18 protein-coding genes are annotated in these 17388 nt (G+C 32.2%); 11 read left to right on the forward strand and 7 right to left on the reverse strand.

The features are described 5' to 3' along the window. Positions 1-150: 150 nt before the first annotated feature. On the forward strand, positions 151-633 hold the full coding sequence (locus ABMY20_RS15820; protein ID WP_349265791.1) for a DUF4252 domain-containing protein: 483 nt from the start codon (positions 151-153) through the stop codon (positions 631-633). Between the two features lie 94 nt (positions 634-727). On the opposite strand, the gene ABMY20_RS15825 is transcribed toward ABMY20_RS15820, so the two are convergent. Further along, entirely contained in the window at positions 728-1075 is a 348-nt protein-coding gene (locus tag ABMY20_RS15825; protein ID WP_349265792.1) for an ArsC/Spx/MgsR family protein, read from the reverse strand. A 118-nt stretch (positions 1076-1193) separates the two neighbouring features. On the opposite strand from ABMY20_RS15825, the gene ABMY20_RS15830 reads away from it, so the two are divergent. From ABMY20_RS15830 to ABMY20_RS15845, 4 genes are all read left to right on the forward strand, one after another. After that, entirely contained in the window at positions 1194-1649 is a 456-nt protein-coding gene (locus ABMY20_RS15830) for a DinB family protein (protein ID WP_349265793.1), read from the forward strand. Positions 1650-1702: 53 nt separating this feature from the next. Continuing rightward, positions 1703-2851, forward strand: a complete 1149-nt coding sequence (locus ABMY20_RS15835) for a cystathionine gamma-synthase (protein WP_349265794.1) — start codon at positions 1703-1705, stop codon at positions 2849-2851. 128 nt (positions 2852-2979) lie between these two features. Continuing rightward, positions 2980-3573: a TetR/AcrR family transcriptional regulator gene (locus ABMY20_RS15840; RefSeq protein WP_073182450.1), complete on the forward strand. Its 594-nt coding sequence runs from the start codon at positions 2980-2982 to the stop codon at positions 3571-3573. A 51-nt stretch (positions 3574-3624) separates the two neighbouring features. Further along, entirely contained in the window at positions 3625-4110 is a 486-nt protein-coding gene (locus tag ABMY20_RS15845; RefSeq protein ID WP_349265795.1) for an acyl-CoA thioesterase, read from the forward strand. 52 nt (positions 4111-4162) lie between these two features. Here the strand turns inward: ABMY20_RS15845 and ABMY20_RS15850 are convergent, their stop codons facing one another. Next, positions 4163-4771: a superoxide dismutase gene (locus ABMY20_RS15850; RefSeq protein WP_047788194.1), complete on the reverse strand. Its 609-nt coding sequence runs from the start codon at positions 4769-4771 to the stop codon at positions 4163-4165. 124 nt (positions 4772-4895) lie between these two features. Then, on the reverse strand, positions 4896-5930 hold the full coding sequence (gene fbp, locus ABMY20_RS15855; protein WP_159488919.1) for a class 1 fructose-bisphosphatase: 1035 nt from the start codon (positions 5928-5930) through the stop codon (positions 4896-4898). A 146-nt stretch (positions 5931-6076) separates the two neighbouring features. On the opposite strand from fbp, the gene ABMY20_RS15860 reads away from it, so the two are divergent. Genes ABMY20_RS15860 through ABMY20_RS15870 form a run of 3 tightly spaced genes read left to right on the forward strand, consistent with a single transcriptional unit; the run spans position 6077 to position 9659 of the window. Continuing rightward, entirely contained in the window at positions 6077-6559 is a 483-nt protein-coding gene (locus tag ABMY20_RS15860) for a GNAT family N-acetyltransferase (RefSeq protein WP_349265796.1), read from the forward strand. Next, positions 6546-7799 carry an aspartate kinase gene (locus ABMY20_RS15865; protein ID WP_349265797.1) on the forward strand — a complete coding sequence of 418 codons (1254 nt, stop codon included), beginning with the start codon at positions 6546-6548 and terminating at the stop codon, positions 7797-7799. The genes ABMY20_RS15860 and ABMY20_RS15865 overlap by 14 nt, the downstream gene beginning before the upstream one ends. A gap of 51 nt (positions 7800-7850) precedes the next feature. Further along, entirely contained in the window at positions 7851-9659 is a 1809-nt protein-coding gene (locus tag ABMY20_RS15870; protein WP_047788198.1) for a lysophospholipid acyltransferase family protein, read from the forward strand. 81 nt (positions 9660-9740) lie between these two features. Here ABMY20_RS15870 and rseP read toward each other — a convergent pair whose 3' ends face one another. Beyond that, on the reverse strand, positions 9741-11087 hold the full coding sequence (gene rseP / locus ABMY20_RS15875) for an RIP metalloprotease RseP (RefSeq protein ID WP_349265807.1): 1347 nt from the start codon (positions 11085-11087) through the stop codon (positions 9741-9743). Positions 11088-11246: 159 nt separating this feature from the next. On the opposite strand from rseP, the gene ABMY20_RS15880 reads away from it, so the two are divergent. Next, a complete protein-coding gene (locus ABMY20_RS15880; protein ID WP_349265798.1) occupies positions 11247-11924 on the forward strand; it encodes an SCO family protein in 678 nt (225 codons plus the stop codon). A gap of 104 nt (positions 11925-12028) precedes the next feature. Here the strand turns inward: ABMY20_RS15880 and ABMY20_RS15885 are convergent, their stop codons facing one another. Together ABMY20_RS15885 and ABMY20_RS15890 are read right to left on the reverse strand one after the other, a co-directional pair. Beyond that, positions 12029-12370 carry an SdpI family protein gene (locus ABMY20_RS15885; protein WP_349265799.1) on the reverse strand — a complete coding sequence of 114 codons (342 nt, stop codon included), beginning with the start codon at positions 12368-12370 and terminating at the stop codon, positions 12029-12031. 3 nt (positions 12371-12373) lie between these two features. After that, positions 12374-13699: a serine hydrolase gene (locus ABMY20_RS15890; protein WP_349265800.1), complete on the reverse strand. Its 1326-nt coding sequence runs from the start codon at positions 13697-13699 to the stop codon at positions 12374-12376. Positions 13700-13791: 92 nt separating this feature from the next. Here ABMY20_RS15890 and ABMY20_RS15895 point away from each other — a divergent pair, with 92 nt between their 5' ends. Then, the gene (locus ABMY20_RS15895; RefSeq protein ID WP_047788203.1) at positions 13792-15003 is read left to right on the forward strand and encodes a cysteine desulfurase; all 1212 of its coding nucleotides are present in this window, start codon (positions 13792-13794) and stop codon (positions 15001-15003) included. 68 nt (positions 15004-15071) lie between these two features. Here the strand turns inward: ABMY20_RS15895 and ABMY20_RS15900 are convergent, their stop codons facing one another. Next, positions 15072-15773, reverse strand: a complete 702-nt coding sequence (locus ABMY20_RS15900; RefSeq protein ID WP_082118594.1) for a Bax inhibitor-1 family protein — start codon at positions 15771-15773, stop codon at positions 15072-15074. 112 nt (positions 15774-15885) lie between these two features. On the opposite strand from ABMY20_RS15900, the gene ABMY20_RS15905 reads away from it, so the two are divergent. Beyond that, the gene (locus tag ABMY20_RS15905; RefSeq protein ID WP_253055489.1) at positions 15886-17379 is read left to right on the forward strand and encodes a YfcC family protein; all 1494 of its coding nucleotides are present in this window, start codon (positions 15886-15888) and stop codon (positions 17377-17379) included. Positions 17380-17388: the final 9 nt, after the last annotated feature.

Below are 17388 nucleotides of genomic sequence, written 5' to 3' on the forward strand. Positions count from 1 at the left end.
TGAAAGAGGAAATATTACAATATATTTATTATTATAATCAAGAAAGACCACACCAAAGTTTAAATGGTGTGGCTCCTAATATTTTTAACCAAAATTGTCAACGAATTAGTTAACCTTTACAATTTCGTCTTCAATTAAAACACTATTATTATGAAACGAATTGCAACCATCTTTTTCTGCTTTTTTGTGTTAAGTTCTTTTGCACAAAAAGAAAACTTTAAAACATTTTACCGATCTAATAAAGGTAGAGCAGAGGTATCTTTAAATATTCCTAGTTTTTTTGCCAATATGTTCATCTCTGATGAAGATACTAATGAGTTTGGGGTCTTCTTAAAGAAATCTAAAAATTATAAAATCATGGTGTTCAATAACAACATGGCTTCAGTACAAAAAGATTTTAAAAAATATGCTCGAAGAAATAATTTAAAAACTTTAGTAAGAGTAAAGGATGGTAAGGAAAGGGTAACGGTGTATTTTAGAGAAACAAATGATCGTATTAAAGAAATTATCGTCAATGTTCATGATAAAAGTGACGAAATGGTATTGTTAGGAATTAAAACCAACCTTACTATGGATGAACTATCGGCTATGGTAAAAGCATCTACAAAAAATAAAAGTATAGCTTCAAATTAGAAGACTTCTATGTTCCCTGAACGTAGTCGAAGGGAAGTATATAAAGTAGCATTATAGAAAACTCCGACATTTTACAGTCGGAGTTTTTTGTTATTTAACCCACAAGTTCTTTTAGGTTCTCTACTACTTTTTTACTGTTTCCAATAAAAATTTGGTCATCAACAATAAAAACTGGGCGTTTTAAAAAAGTGTATTCATCTAAAATATACTGTTTGTAATCAGCTTCCGTTAAATTTTGATTCTTTAAATCCATTTCTCGATACAGTTTAGCACGTTTATTAAATAAACTTTCGTAGCTGTCTGTTAACTCGCGCATTGATTCCAGCTGAGCAACTGTAATTGGGTTGGTTTTTATTTCTTGCTTTTCAAATCCGTTAATATTTACTTCTTTTAAAATTCTTCGACAAGTATCACAAGTTTGTAAAAAATAAACTTTTTTCATCTGTTTACGTTTTTATTGTATTGGCTATAGTTTAGTTTTAACCATTAAATAACAAACACTCATTGTAGGTTTTCATGGCTAAATAGGTATCTTTGAAATAGCTAAAATAACTAGAAAAATGAACAAACAATTTGAAGTTTTAAAAAAATCGAGAGCGTTAGTTTTAAAAAGAATAGAAGGTTTATCGCATGAACAATTACATATAATTCCAGAAGGATTTAATAACAACATTGCTTGGAATGTAGCACACTTAGTGGTTACACAGCAACTATTGCATTATAAAATGTCTGGATTGGATTGCTTAGCACCTGATGAGTTAATTGAAGGATACAGAAAAGGAACATTTCCTACCAAAGATTTTACTGAAGAAGAATTTGAAGAAGTAAAAGAACTGTTAATTGGATTACCAGATACTTTAGAAGAAGATTTTGAAGCAGGAATTTTTAAAACGTATGAAGAATACGAAACCAGTACAGGTTTTGTGATAGATTCTTTTGAAAGTGCTGTAGCTTTTAATAATTTACATGAGGGAATGCACCTAGGAATTATCATGAACTTGAGTAAGTTAGTTTAGTTCTCTAATAATATAATGTTGATTTAAAGTAAGGCAACTATAAATGTTAACAGATGAAATTCAATACGAAAACCATACATGGAGGTCAAAAACCTGAAGAAGCTACAGGTGCAGTAATGCCTCCTATATTTCAAACATCAACCTACGCACAGTCGAGTCCAGGTGTTAACAAAGGATATGCGTATTCACGTTCAGCTAATCCAACGCGTACTGCTTTAGAAAGTGCGTTTGCTACTCTTGAAAACGGAACACACGGATTTGCTTTTTCCTCTGGTTTATCGGCGATAGATTGTGTGTTGAGAACGTTAAATTCAGGTGATGAGGTAATTGCAGGAGATGATATTTACGGAGGAACATATCGAATGTTTACCAACATGTTTGAAAAATATGGATTGAAATTTCGGTATGTGGATATGAATGAGGTTACGAATGTAACCAATGCTATTTCTGAAAAAACAAAACTCATTTGGATTGAAACACCAACCAATCCACTAATGAAAATTGCGGATATTGAGGAAATTAACAAAGCAGTAAAAAATATAAAAACATCTATTGTAGTTGCGGTTGATAACACGTTTGCAACTCCTTATTTACAGCGTCCGTTAGATTTGGGAGTTGATATAGTGATGCATTCGGCAACAAAATATTTAGGAGGGCATTCTGATTTGGTGATGGGAGCTTTAATGGTAAAGGATGCTAAACTTGCAGAACAATTACATTTTATTCAGTTTGCAGCAGGAGCTATTGCAGGACCTATGGATTCGTTTTTAGCACTACGTGGAGTAAAAACCTTACACTTACGTATGCAGCGTCACTGTGAAAATGGAAAAGCAGTAGCACAATATTTATTAGAACATCCAAAAGTAAGTGAAGTCTTTTATCCAGGGTTAGAAAAACATCCAAATCACGGAATCGCCAAAAAGCAAATGGATGATTTTGGAGGCATGGTTTCTTTCCGTTTAAAAGATCAGAGTAAACAAGCAGCCTTATCTTTCTTAGAAAATACTAAAATTTTCACCTTGGCAGAATCACTAGGAGGAGTAGAGAGCTTGGTAAGTCACCCAGTAACGATGACGCATGCATCAATTCCTGAAGCTGATCGTTTAAAAATAGGAATTACCGACTCTTTAATCCGTTTAAGTGTTGGAGTAGAAGATATCGATGATTTACTAGGTGATTTAGAGCAGGCACTTTCTAAATAAAAAAGACAACCAAGAATAAAAATGAAAAAAACCGAAGCATCAAAGCTTCGGTTTTTTTATCCTTTCAAGGATAAAATATACCGTTCAGTATATTTTGTGTATATTTGTATCTCAAACTTTTTTAAAAAATGTCTAAATCAGAAAGAACAAAGGCTTTTATAATAGAAACAGTAGCTCCTATTTTTAATAAGAATGGCTATGCAGCCATGAGCTTATCTAAAATTACAGAGGCTACAGGTTTGACTAAAGGAGCCATTTACGGACATTTTGAAAACAAAGAAGAGTTAGCCATAGAATCGTTTAAGTTTTCAGTAAGAAAAGTACTAAAAGACCTTAATGAAACTGTTAATAAGGGTGAGACACCTATAGAAATGTTACTTAATGTGGCACTTTTTTATGAAGGTTATTATGAATATAATAAGCAATTTGGCGGTTGCCCTATTTTAAACATCGGTGTAGATGCTAATAATCAAAATAAGGTAATTGCTCAACTGGTTCAATCGTACAATCACAGAATTTTAGAACAGTTTTCTATACTCATTGAAAAAGCAAAAGAAGCCAATGAGATTAAAAATTCAATAGATAGTATGTTATATGCTAAACGCTTTTTTTACATGATTGAAGGAGCGGTATATATGACACATATAATGAAAGATGACTGTTACTTAAAAGATGTATCTACAGTACTACAACAAATTATAAAACAAGAATTACAGAAATAACTATTTTTTTAATCAAAAATATACCGAATGGTATATTTCAAACTTAATACCATGGAAATACCAAAAATTTTAGAAAGCAAAACAAAAATCAGATTTCAAGATTGCGATCCTTTTAATCATTTAAATAATGCATCTTATTTTAATTACCTTATCAATGCTAGAGAAGATCAATTAATAGCTAATTATAATTTGGATATCTACCAACACGGAAAAGAAAGAGGAAAGAGCTGGGTGGTAGGTTCACATCAAATAGCTTATTTAAAACCAGCAACCTTAATGGAAACAGTAACAATAGATTCTCAGTTACTTAATTATGGAGAAAGAAATTTGTTAGTTGAAATACGTATGTGGAATGAAGAGAAAACAGAATTGAAAGCGATACTTTGGAGCTCTTTCGTGTATTTTGATTTGATAAAATTATCTACAGCAAAACACTCAGAAGATTTACTAGAGTTGTTTGAAAATGCTGTTTTACCAATAGAACAAACAAGTTTTGAAGAAAGAACAAAAAGTTTTCGATATCAAAAAGTATCATAATAAAAAAGACCTGCATTTTGCAGGTCTTTTTTATTTATTGCAAAAGCTAAAATTATTTAGCTGCAGCATATCTTCTTTCTACTTCGTTCCAGTTGATTACTTTAAAGAAAGCTTCAATGTAATCAGGACGACGGTTTTGGTAGTTTAAGTAATAAGCGTGTTCCCAAACGTCTAATCCTAAGATAGGAGTTCCACCACAAGTAACACCAGGCATTAATGGGTTGTCTTGGTTAGGAGTAGAGCAAACTTCTACTTTTCCTCCTTTGTGTACACATAACCAAGCCCATCCTGAACCAAATTGTGTAGCAGCTGCTTTAGAAAAAGCATCGATAAACGCTTCTTTTGAACCAAATTCAGCTTCGATAGCATCTTTTAATTCTCCAGATAAATAACCTCTATCTTCTGGGTTCATTACTGTCCAGAATAAAGAGTGATTGTAAAAACCACCACCATTGTTACGAACACCAGCGTTGTTCATGTCTAAGTTAGTTAAAATATCTTCGATAGATTTTCCTTCTAAATCAGTACCTTCAATAGCAGCATTTAATTTAGTAGTATATCCGTTGTGGTGCTTGCTATGGTGAATTTCCATAGTTCTAGCATCTATATGTGGTTCTAAAGCGTCGTAAGCGTATCCTAATTCTGGTAAGTTAAAAGCCATAATTATTTGTTTTTTAATAGATTAATTTTTTCGTTTTTCCGAATGTAAATTTAACCCAAAAAAATAAGGCAAACAACTGTTTGCCTTATGGATAATTTATTTGAGTATAAATAATAACTATTATTTAGTATATTGGTTTATCATCAGATGAAAATTTAGTCATAAACTCTTCCGCTTTTTCAACCATTTGTATACTTCCACAATAAAAAGGTACACGTTGGTGTAGTTCGGTTGGTTTAATATCTAAAATACGAGTAAACCCATCAGAAGCTTTACCACCTGCTTGCTCACAAATAAACGCCATAGGATTACATTCGTATAATAAACGTAACTTTCCTTTTGGTGTTATAGCAGTAGCAGGATAAATATATACACCACCTTTTATCATATTTCTATGAAAATCTGAAACTAACGAGCCAATATAACGTGCTGTATACGGACGGTTATCTGCTTCGTTTAATTCTTTACAGTGAATTAAGAAACGTTTCATTCCTTCTTGGAAATGTGTGAAATACCCTTCACTTACTGAGTAAATTCTACCAATTTCAGGATAACTCATGTTTGGGTGCGATAAGTAAAAAGTACCAATAGCAGGATTTAACGTAAATCCATTCACTCCATTACCAGTAGTAAAAACTAACATAGTTGAGGTACCATAAGCTACATAACCTGCAGCTACTTGCTCGCTACCCTTTTGTAAAAAGTCTTCTTTAGTTACAGGGGTTCCAACAGGAGAAATTCTTCTGTAAATAGAAAAAATAGTTCCTACAGAAACATTTACATCAATGTTAGATGACCCATCTAAAGGATCCATTAACAACACATATTTATTTTCGTTGGCTTTGTTTTGACCTTCAACTACAACAAAGTCGTCTTCTTCTTCACTAGCAATACCACAAACAATTTCACGATTAATCAATGTTTGTTTAAATAAATCGTTGGCTAAAACATCTAATTTTTGTTGCGCTTCACCTTGTACATTGATATCACCAGCAGCTCCAGTAATATCAACCAATCCTGCTTTTCTAATTTCGTGGTTTACTACTTTAGCAGCTAAACGGATAGAATTTATTAAACGAGATAATTCACCAGAAGAATATTTAAAGTCTTTTTGTTTGCTGATGATAAACTCACCCAGCGTCATATGCTTGTTACTCATGTCAAATTTTTGTGTTGTGTGTACAAAGATGCCAACTTTTATTTAGTATTTTAAAATTTTCAACAAAAAAATATGATGTGTTTTAATTTTTCATTTGTTTTATCAGAAAGTTTTAAGAGAAGTATCTTTACCAAAAAAAGTAAGAAATGAGTTTTATTATCAGATCAGGAGAGCAAAAAGATGCTCAAGCTATATTAGATTTAATCGTCGAATTAGCTGTTTTTGAGAAGGAACCCAACGCGGTTAAAATTACGGTAGAAGACATTGTTAAAGATGGTTTTTCTGAAAAACCGAAGTTTAAAACCTTTGTAGCTGAAGAAGATAATAAGATTATAGGTATGGCGTTGTTTTATGAACGCTATTCTACATGGAAAGGAAAAGCAATTCACTTAGAAGATCTAATGGTAACGCAATCTAAAAGAGGTATTGGAGCCGGAAAAGCATTGTATAGTGCTGTTATGAATTATGCACATAAAAACAATTGCAAAAGAGTGGCGTGGGAAGTATTAGATTGGAATACAGGGGCTGTTGATTTTTATAAAAGTACAGGAGCAACGGTATATGATGAGTGGAGAGTATGTCATATGAATGAACAAAGCTTAGAACAATTTTGTAATGAGAATATTTAAGTTTGGAGGAGCATCGGTAAAAGATGCGAATGGAGTAAAAAATGTTGCAAAAGTATTGCAACATGAAGGTACAGAAAATACGTTGGTTGTAATTTCTGCCATGGGAAAAATGACCAACGCTTTTGAGCAGGTGGTTAATGATTATTTCTATAAAAAAGAAAGTCTTAAAGATTCTTTGAGCTTTGTAGAAGGCTTTCATCAAAATATGTTGAACAATTTGTTCAGCACAAACCATGAAGTATATAATAAAGTAAATCATTTATTTGGTGAATTGAGTGGTTTCATGGCTCGAAACACTTCTAAAGATTATAATTATGTGTATGATCAAATGGTTGGTTTTGGAGAGTTTTTATCTACTACTATTGTAAGTGCTTATTTGTCTGAAATAGGAGTAGAGAACCTATGGTTAGATGTAAGAGAGTACATAAAAACCGATGGTACTTATCGTGATGCTAAAATTAATTGGGAGCAGACACAACAACAAATTCAAGAAAAAGTAGATGTATCTAAATTAAATATTACACAAGGATTTTTAGGAGGGTTTGGTACAGAAACAACAACGTTAGGAAGAGAAGGTTCCGATTATACCGCAGGTATTTTTGCGTATTGTTTGGATGCTGATAGTGTTACTATTTGGAAAGATGTTCAAGGAGTATTAAATGCTGATCCTAGAGTGTTTTCAGAAACAGCTTTATTACAAGAAATTTCGTATACAGAAGCTATTGAAATGGCATTTTACGGAGCCTCAGTAATTCACCCAAAAACAATTCAACCTTTAGAACAAAAGAACATCCCATTATATGTGCGTTCGTTTGAAGATGTTACAAAATTAGGAACATGTGTTGGGAGAGGGAAAAAAATAACACCAGAAGTTCCTTGTTTTATCGTAAAGAAAAATCAAATTTTAGTAGCAATTTCAGCAAAAGATTTCTCTTTTATGGTAGAAGATAATATTAGTGATGTCTTTAAAAAGCTACACGACTATAATTTAAAAGTAAACCTAATTCAGAATTCAGCGATTAGTTTTTCTGTTTGTATAGAAGATAAGTACAATAATTTTGAGAATTTTTACAATGATTTAAAAGGCGCTTACAAAATTAGAGCTTATAAGGATACTACTTTATACACAATTCGTCACTTTAATGATGAAGCGATAAAAACAATAAGAAAGCGAGGAAAATCAATCATTCGTCAAATAAATACTGAAACTGCACAGTTAGTGATTCAAGAAAACATGTAAAGCTTGCAAAAAATCGATTATATTTGCAGTTATGTCAATTGATAACTATGTATGGGATTAGTAACACCTAAAGAAGTTGCAAAAGCAATAGGAGCCGACAAGTTCGGCGTTTTCGGAACGTTTTCAGGTTGGTTGCTGATGAAAGTTTTGCGAATTTCTACCGCCAATGAAATTTATAACAAGCACAAGCACAAAAAAGATTTACCTTTTTTAAATGGTTTGCTTGATGAGTTTCAAATAGAGTTTGAAATTCCTGAAGAAGATTTAAAACGTATTCCTAAGGAAGGACCTTTTATAACAATTTCTAACCATCCGCTTGGAGGGATAGATGGTATTTTATTATTAAAACTCTTATTAGAGCATAGAACTGATTACAAGATTATAGCAAATTTTTTACTGCATAGAATAGAGCCTTTAAAGCCTTATGTAATGCCAGTAAATCCTTTTGAGAATCATAAGGATGCTAAATCGAGTGTAGCAGGAATTAAAAATGCCTTATTACATTTAAGAGAAGGAAAGCCGTTAGGACTTTTTCCTGCAGGAGAAGTATCTACGTATCGTGATGGAAAGCTAATGGTTGATAAAGAATGGGAGCAAGGAGCTGTACGCTTGATAAAAAAAGCGAAAGTACCTGTTATTCCTATTTATTTTCACGCTAAAAATAGTCAGTTGTTTTACACATTGTCTAAGATTAGTGATACGCTAAGAACAGCAAAGCTTCCGTCAGAATTATTATCTCAGAAAAATAGAGTTATCAAAGTAAGAATTGGTAAGCCTATATCAGTTAAAGATCAAGATTCATTTACTGAAATACCTGATTTTTACCAGTTTTTACGTAGAAAAACGTATATGTTGGCGAATCCGTATGAGAAAGCATCTCCGAAAATATTGTCAACACACAATTTAAAAATTCCGAAGAAAGCTAAAAAAATCACTTCTCAAAAATCACCAGAGTTATTTGTAAAAGAAGTTGACGCTTTACGAGAAAAGGGAAGTAGATTATTACAGAGTAAGAACTACGAGGTGTTTTTTGCTAGTGCAAAAGAAATACCAAATATTTTACATGAAATAGGTCGTTTACGTGAAATTACCTTTAGAGAAGTAGGAGAAGGAACAAATAAACCTATTGATTTAGATAGGTTTGATAAATATTACCACCACTTATTTTTATGGGATGACCAACAAAACAGATTGGTAGGAGCCTATAGAATGGGCTTAGGAAAAGATATTTTTAAGAAACACGGAATAAATGGTTTTTATATTCAAACATTATTTAGAATAGAGCCAGAATTATACCCTATGATGGAAAAAACCATTGAAATGGGACGTGCCTTTATTATTAAAGAATATCAACAAAAACCAATGCCATTATTTTTATTGTGGAAAGGGATTGTACATGTTACATTACGTTACCCAGAACATAAATATTTAATGGGAGGAGTAAGCATAAGTAATCAGTTTTCTGAATTCTCAAAATCGTTAATGATTGAGTTTATGAAATCTCATTATTACGATCCGTATGTGGCACAATACATTCGTCCGAAGAAAGAATTTAAAGTAAAATTAAAAGATGCTGATAAAGACTTTGTGTTTGATGCTACTGAGGCAGACATGCAAAAGTTTGATAAAATTATTGACGAGCTTGAGCCAGGAGAATTACGTATTCCGGTATTAATTAAGAAGTATGTGAAGCAAAATGCTCGTTTAGTTGCATTTAATGTAGATCCGAAGTTTAATAACGCAATTGATGGGTTAATGTATATTAAGGTAGCAGATATACCAGAAAGCACCGTAAAACCTGTTATGGAAGAATTTCAAGAAGAATTAGAACGTCGCGCAGCAGAGAATTTAAATAAGTAGAAGCCAAGTTAAAAATAGCATAAACTAAAAAAGCATCGTACTGAGTAGTACGATGCTTTTTTAGTTTGTATTGCTTATAGGTTATTTGAATAACCTAAATATATCGTTTCCGTTGGCAAATAATAATAAGGCAATTAATAAGATAAATCCTGTAATTTGAGCATATTCTAAGAACTTATCACCTGGTTTTTTACCAGTAATCATTTCCCATAAGGTAAATACCACGTGACCACCGTCTAAGGCAGGAATTGGTAGTAAATTCATAAATCCTAACATGATAGATAAGAATGCTGTAATGTTCCAAAATGCTTGCCAGCTAAACTCTGAAGGGAATATACTTCCAATAGAAATAAATCCACCTAAACCTTTATAAGCACCTGTACTAGGGTTTAAAATCTTTTTCATTTGCTTAATATAGTTGGTTAAGGTTGTCCATGCTTTTTTGGTACCAGCTGGAATAGCTTCTCCAAAAGAATAAGTTTTTTCAGCTAAATTGTAATACCCTAGCTTTTCTAAATCTGTTAAAGGTAAGTTTGTAGCATAAATTCCTAGTTTTCCTTCGTCAGAAACTTTAGCAGGAATAGTAATGTTTTGGCTATTTCGTTTAACAGTAACATTTATTTCCTGTCCTTTTTTACTTTCTAAAATTACTTGAACTTGATCAAAATAAGGAGTAGAAACGCCATCAATAGCGGTTATAATATCTTTCTTTTGTAACTCACTTTTGCTATTTGGAGAGTCTTCAGGAACTTGTCCAATTACAAAAGGTTGCCTGTACATTATAAAAGCTCCAGCATCTTTGCCTCTATCAACTAATTTCGAGATAAAATCTGTAGGAATTTCTTTTTCAAGAACAGTTCCGTTTCTTTCTATTGTGTAATTAGTACCATTGATGAACTCTAAAGGAAGCTCTCCGAACTTCTCAATTTTTTGTCCGTCAATAGTTAAGATTTTATCTCCAGTTTCTAAACCTAAATCTTTTCCTAATTGGTCTTGAACCCAAACTCCATCTTTTAAGCTTTCATTCGGTAAGTATTTCTCACCATAAGCCCACATTAAACATATATAAATTAAAATACCTAGTATAAAGTTTACAATAACACCACCTAACATAATAATTAAACGTTGCCATGCAGGTTTAGAACGAAATTCCCAAGGTTGCGCAGGTTTTTGCATTTGTTCAGTATCCATGCTCTCATCAATCATTCCCGCAATCTTCACATAACCTCCTAACGGAATCCAACCAATACCATAAACAGTTTCTCCTACTTTCTTTTTAAATAAAGAGAATTTATAATCGAAAAACAGATAGAATTTTTCTACTCGGGTTTTGAATAATTTGGCAGGAATAAAGTGTCCTAATTCGTGCAAAACGATTAAGAGCGATAAGCTTAAAATAAACTGTGATGCTTTTATTAAAATCTCCATAAATGGTGTTCGTCTAAATTTAAAATCTGACAAATGTACGTTTTTAACAACAGTTGTAAAAGTTTGCACGTAAGTTAGCCTTTGGTTTTAACAAAGTTTTTAGGATAGTGGTTTATAAACGCTGTTTTTAGTCGTATTTTTGTAGAAAATTTTAGTACTGTGGATATTAAATTCTTTAAAAAATCAAAAAGCACCTTAATTTTTATTTTAGTTTTTTGTGCTATTGGAGTTCCTGTTTTTTATCATTTGGTAAAAGTTGATAACAAACTGCCTATTTATAACCCTGCTGATATTAACCCTAAATTGGTGGATGCTTCTGTAAGAAACAGAACAAAAAACCATAGAGTAGGTGAGTTTAGCTTAATTAACCAGAATGGAGATACGATTACGAATGCTGATTATAAAGGAAAGATTTATATAGCCGATTTCTTTTTTACCCGTTGTCAAACTATTTGTATTGCGATGGCGTATAATATGAGTGAGTTGCAAGAGCATTATAAAAATGATGACGACATCATGTTTTTATCACACTCCGTGACTCCAGTAATGGATAGCGTTCCACAATTACGAAAGTATGCAACTGAAAAAGGGGTGATTGATGGAAAATGGAATGTAACAACAGGAGAAAAGAAACATATTTACAACTTAGCACGTAAACACTATTTTGCTGTATTGGATGAAGGAGATGGCGGAGAAAGCGATTGGGTTCACACAGAGAATTTTGTGTTAATTGATAAAGAAGGACGCATAAGAGGTTCGTATGATGGAACTAAAAAAGAAAATATGCAGAAAATTATTGATGATATTACACTGCTTAAAAAAGAGTATAAAAAGTAATTTGTAGAGGAGGTTTCTACAAAAGACACATATGAGTTGAAAAAAAGACCTTGATGTTTTTACAAAAACATCAAGGTCTTTTGGTTAAAACGTCTTGATGAGTTTTACTTCCTATTTCCATCCCCATCAAAGTTCTTATTTATTTCTTGTTCGGTTTTAACAACAGATACGGCTAATGATAATAACATAATTGCCATAGGTTGCCATGTTAATTCTTTTGATATAAAGGCTAAAACCAACGAAGCAACCAAAGAAACTGCTGAATACTTCATAAACTCTTTAGTGAAAAAAGTATTGGCAAATTGCCAAATAGTATCATTTTTCATAGTTTTATTAGTACGATACCCATAAATAGCATTGATTTTTTTAGGAGGGAAAAAATGAAAAATAATACTGAATAAAAAAAGCAATCCGTTTATAGAAAGCACATAATAAAATGGATTCATGGTTTAATTTTTAATAGAATTTATAATTCCTTTTAACAAGGTATTTACGTCTGCGTTTTTGGTAAGTCCTGTACGAACTACAACCAAATCTTGACTAGGCAAAATAAATACATTTTGACCTTTATATCCGTTAAAAGAAAACATATTTTTTGGAGCATCAGGATAACGCCCACCAGCATTTAACCAAATTTGTGCCCCATACCAACCATCAGAAGTTGGAGTAGGCGTTGTAGAGTAGTTTACCCAGTCTTTATCAAACAAATGTTCTCCGTTCCACTCTCCGTTATGTAAGTATAACAAACCAAGTTTAGCCCAATCTCTTGCCGTTGCCCAGGCGTATGAAGAGCCTACAAAGTGGTTACTCATATCCGTTTCAACAATCATTGAGTTCATGCCTATTTTATCAATCAAACCACTATACCAAAAATCAAGATACTCTTGGTGTGTGTTGAATTTTGTTTGTAAAATACCCGATAACAAATTAGACGTTCCAGAAGAGTAATTCCAAGTTTCGTTTGGTTTTCCTACCAATGGTTTGCTTACCTGTACCTTGGTCATGTCTTTTTCTAAAAACAACATTTTAGTAACGTCTGAAATAGTGTTGTAATCTTCATTCCATTCCAAACCAGAATTCATTTGTAGTAAATTATGAATCGTAATGTTTTTACGATTGTCGTTTTCCCACTCAGAAAATAAGTTGTTTTCTTGAACATCAATTTTTCCTTGACATTTTAAAATCCCGAACAAAGTACCTGTAATACTTTTGGTCATAGACCAACCTAACTGCTTCGATTCTTTGGTAAAACCAGTATCATATTTTTCAAAAATAACCTTGTCTTTATATACCACTACTACCGAGCGTGTTTGATTTCTATCATTAAAAATAGTATCAATAGTTTCGTTTAGTTTTGTATAATCAATGTTAGCGAAAATAGTGTCTTTATGATCTGCATTTCCATAAGGAAAAGGAGTGATATTATCAGGTTTTGAACGTTTTGGAGTAAGTTGAGGTTTGGTAACATCAAAATCATTAGTAACCAAAACAGCTCCAAGACCTTTTCTGTATACAGCTTTTCTTTTTAGCAATCCGTACACTGAACCTGTAGCTGACTTTTCTTCTGTATTAATTTGATCAGAAGTAATATTTATGGGAGAAAAATTGTTGTCATTTGTATCTGTAAAAGCTAAACTTCTTCCTGCCAAAAATACTGATGAAGCGGTATTTTTAGCGGAGTATCCTGCCAAAATATTTAACTTCGGATAGTTGTAAAAAACAGCAATTGTTAAAGCAATTAAAACGAGTAAAAGAATTCTTTTTAAATTTTTCATGGAATGGGTTTCTAGCAAATGTAAGAATTTAATTGTTTGATGTTTGTATTTAAAACGCAAGCCCTACCTTTGTACTAAATTTGATATTTTATATGTTTAGTATAGATAAAATTCGCGCTGATTTTCCTATTTTACAAAGAGAAGTACATGGAAAAAAATTAGTGTATTTAGATAACGGAGCAACTTCACAAACACCACAGGTAGTAATTGACACTATTGTAGATTATTACTCTAATTACAATGCAAATATTCATAGAGGTGTACATACATTAAGTCAGGAAGCAACTGATAAGTATGAGGAAGCCAGAATTAAGATTCAAAAACATTTCAATGCGAAGCATTCGTATGAAATTATTTTAACTTCAGGAACAACACATGGAGTTAATATTGTAGCATCTGGTTTCGCGTCTATTTTACAAGAAGGAGATGAAATAATTGTTTCAGCTTTAGAGCATCATTCTAACATTGTGCCTTGGCAAATGTTATGTGAAAAAACAGGAGCTATTTTAAAAGTAATTCCGATGGATGAAGATGGTTCTTTACGCATGGATATATACCATGAATTGTTGAACCCAAAAACAAAATTAGTTTTTTGTAATCATGTATCTAATGCATTAGGAACAATTAATCCAATAAAAGAAATTATTCATGCTGCACACAAATTTGGTGCTTATGTGTTGATTGATGGTGCACAAGCAGTACCGCACATAAAACCAGATGTACAAGCATTAGATGCTGATTTTTATGTGGCTTCGGCTCATAAAATGTGTGGGCCAACAGGTGTTGGAATGTTGTATGGGAAAGAAGAGCTATTGCAGTTATTACCACCATACCAAGGAGGAGGAGAGATGATTGAAACCGTAACTTTTGAAAAAACAACCTATGCAGGGTTACCTCATAAGTTTGAAGCGGGTACACCTAATATTTGTGGAGGAATAGCTTTTGGAGTTGCTGTAGATTATATGAATTCAGTTGGTTTTGACAACATAGAGAAGCAAGAAAACGAACTGTTATCGTACGCAACCCAAGAATTAGAAAAAATAGATGGATTAAAAATCTATGGAACAACTAACAAAACATCTGTTATCTCTTTTAATTTAGAAGGAATACACCCGTATGATGTTGGAGCAATTTTAGATAAGTTAGGTGTTGCTGTTCGTACAGGTCACCATTGTGCACAACCTATTATGGATTTTTATTGTATCCCAGGAACAGTACGAGCTTCTTTTTCTTTTTATAATACCAAAGAAGAAGTTGATGTATTGGTAAACGCAGTTAAGAAAGCGCAAATGATGTTAAGTTAGAAGAATTTAGCATAAGAATATAAAAAAGCCTCCAAATGGAGGCTTTTTTAGTTTATAATAGTTTTTTACTAATCTCTTGACATAAATATTTGTAATACATACCAGAATAATAGCATTAAAGAAGCAAATAAGCCTAATGCTGCAGGAATGTAATCATCCGTAGAAAACTTGTGAACTAAGTTAGATGTTTGGTATAAAATAGAACCAGCTGCTAACACACACATTCCAACAGAAAACCATAAACCTAAATTAAATCCGAATAAAGCACCAGCTATTATTAATCCGATAGCGATAAAGAAACCAACAGATAATCCAGCTCTAATAAAAGAAAAATCCTTTTTAGTAATAAAAACGATTGATGAAATTCCAACAAACAATGCTAACGTAACAATTCCTGCTTGTTTTATAACATCAAAATTATTGGTATAAGAAATAGCAATGTAAATTAAAGGGATAAAAATAAATGCTTCAGCAAAGATATACCCTGAATATGCTAAGTATTGTAAGTTTTTGTCAGAAGTTTTTAAGGCAGTACTTTCTGCATAGTTTGTAATTAACATAAAACCACCCAGTAACAATAACCATTTATAACCTTGGGTCATTGATAAGGCAAATTCAACAATCGTAGCACTTTGTAAAAATAAATATTCAAACAAAACAAACAATAATACACCACCAGCAACGTGCGCATAGGTTTTTTTGTAAAAAGCAATTCTGTCAGTTTCTGATACTTGTGCAACAAGCACTTTTGGTTCAAATGAGTTTTCCATAATTAATTTTTTAAATACGATGTAAATATAAATTTTTTGAAGGAACTTTAAACTTCTTTAAATATTAAAACAGCAAGTTTTTGTTACTTTTAACAAAAAATAATTTTACATTTTGAAAAACATTAAATTCCCAACTCCGCATACTATCTTATTATTAATTGCAGGGTTGGTAGCTATTTTAACATGGTTTGTACCAGCAGGTAAGTTTGACACGTTACAGTATCAGAAAAACAATAATTCATTTACGTATTTACACTTAGAGGAAGAGAAAACAATAGAGGCAAGTCAAGAAACATTAGAAGGCTTAGGAATTAAAATTCCATTAGAAAAGTTTATCAACGGTGATATAGCAAAACCAATCAGTGTACCAGGAACGTATACTCAGCTAGATCCAAAACCACAGGGTTTTTTAGACTTTTTTAAATCGCCAATAAAAGGAATCATTCAATCGTCAGATATTATTTTATTTGTCCTGATTTTAGGAGGAATTATAGGAATAATGAATTTCACAGGTGCTTTTGATGCTGGAATAGCTTGGTTAGCAAAAACATTGAAAGGAAAAGAGTACTGGCTTATATTTGTGGTAACAACCTTAATAGCTGTAGGAGGTACAACTTTTGGGTTGGCAGAAGAAACCATTGCCTTTTATCCAATACTAATTCCTATATTTTTAGCAGCAAAATACGATGCTATAGTAGCTTTAGCTTGTGTGTATATTGGGTCGTCGATTGGTACAATGTGTTCAACGGTAAACCCGTTTAGTGTTATTATTGCTTCAGATGCAGCAGGAATTAATTGGACTACTGGCTTTACAGGGAGGTTGTTAATGCTAATTGGAGGAATTATAATATGTGTAATTTATATTTTACGTTATGCAAACAAAGTTCAAAAAGACCCAACAAAATCCATTATTTACGATCAAAAAGAAATGATTGAAAGTCTTTTTGGCAGTTCAACATCAAGTACACATAGCTTAACAGGTAGACTACGAATTATATTAACCATTTTTACCATGTGTTTTGTAATTATGATTTATGGAGTATCTCGTTTAGGATGGTGGTTTGAAGAAATGACCGTGGTGTTTTTAATAGGTGCTATTTTAATAGGTTTTTTAGCTAAGATGAAAGAAGAAAACTTTGTAAACACGTTTATTAAAGGAGCAGGAGATTTATTAGGAGTTGCTTTTATTATCGGTATTGCACGAGGAGTTTCCGTATTAATGGAACAAGGTTTAATAAGCGACACTATTTTACAACACGCAAGCGAGTTTACTACAGGAATGTCTAAAGGAATTTTTACCAATGTAATGTTATTCATTTATTCAGGACTATCATTTTTTATTCCAAGTTCATCAGGAATGGCAGTGTTAACGATGCCCATCATGTCTCCATTGGCAGATACAGTTGGTGTTGGTAGAGAAGTTATTGTAAATACCTACCAATATGGTATGGGTTTGTTTGCTTTTATCAATCCAACAGGCTTAATTTTAGCATCTTTAGCTATTGTGAAAGTAGGATATGATAAATGGTTAAAGTTTGTAATTCCGTTAGTAATTATCTTAACCATTTTTACAATGCTAGTTTTAACCGCCCAAGTATACTTGTAAATAATGAAA

It is taken from the genome of Tenacibaculum sp. SSH1-16 (assembly GCF_040104435.1).
GTDB classification, from domain to species: Bacteria; Bacteroidota; Bacteroidia; order Flavobacteriales; family Flavobacteriaceae; genus Polaribacter; species Polaribacter mesophilus.

Bases quoted from the DNA above. Each gene is read 5' to 3' on its own strand.
- ABMY20_RS15820 (WP_349265791.1), top strand. From the start codon at position 151: ATGAAACGAATTGCAACCATCTTTTTCTGCTTTTTTGTGTTAAGTTCT.
- ABMY20_RS15825 (WP_349265792.1), bottom strand. From the start codon at position 1,075: ATGAAAAAAGTTTATTTTTTACAAACTTGTGATACTTGTCGAAGAATT.
- ABMY20_RS15830 (WP_349265793.1), top strand. From the start codon at position 1,194: ATGAACAAACAATTTGAAGTTTTAAAAAAATCGAGAGCGTTAGTTTTA.
- ABMY20_RS15835 (WP_349265794.1), top strand. From the start codon at position 1,703: ATGAAATTCAATACGAAAACCATACATGGAGGTCAAAAACCTGAAGAA.
- ABMY20_RS15840 (WP_073182450.1), top strand. From the start codon at position 2,980: ATGTCTAAATCAGAAAGAACAAAGGCTTTTATAATAGAAACAGTAGCT.
- ABMY20_RS15845 (WP_349265795.1), top strand. From the start codon at position 3,625: ATGGAAATACCAAAAATTTTAGAAAGCAAAACAAAAATCAGATTTCAA.
- ABMY20_RS15850 (WP_047788194.1), bottom strand. From the start codon at position 4,771: ATGGCTTTTAACTTACCAGAATTAGGATACGCTTACGACGCTTTAGAA.
- fbp (WP_159488919.1), bottom strand. From the start codon at position 5,930: ATGAGTAACAAGCATATGACGCTGGGTGAGTTTATCATCAGCAAACAA.
- ABMY20_RS15860 (WP_349265796.1), top strand. From the start codon at position 6,077: ATGAGTTTTATTATCAGATCAGGAGAGCAAAAAGATGCTCAAGCTATA.
- ABMY20_RS15865 (WP_349265797.1), top strand. From the start codon at position 6,546: ATGAGAATATTTAAGTTTGGAGGAGCATCGGTAAAAGATGCGAATGGA.
- ABMY20_RS15870 (WP_047788198.1), top strand. From the start codon at position 7,851: ATGGGATTAGTAACACCTAAAGAAGTTGCAAAAGCAATAGGAGCCGAC.
- rseP (WP_349265807.1), bottom strand. From the start codon at position 11,087: ATGGAGATTTTAATAAAAGCATCACAGTTTATTTTAAGCTTATCGCTC.
- ABMY20_RS15885 (WP_349265799.1), bottom strand. From the start codon at position 12,370: ATGAATCCATTTTATTATGTGCTTTCTATAAACGGATTGCTTTTTTTA.
- ABMY20_RS15890 (WP_349265800.1), bottom strand. From the start codon at position 13,699: ATGAAAAATTTAAAAAGAATTCTTTTACTCGTTTTAATTGCTTTAACA.
- ABMY20_RS15895 (WP_047788203.1), top strand. From the start codon at position 13,792: ATGTTTAGTATAGATAAAATTCGCGCTGATTTTCCTATTTTACAAAGA.
- ABMY20_RS15900 (WP_082118594.1), bottom strand. From the start codon at position 15,773: ATGGAAAACTCATTTGAACCAAAAGTGCTTGTTGCACAAGTATCAGAA.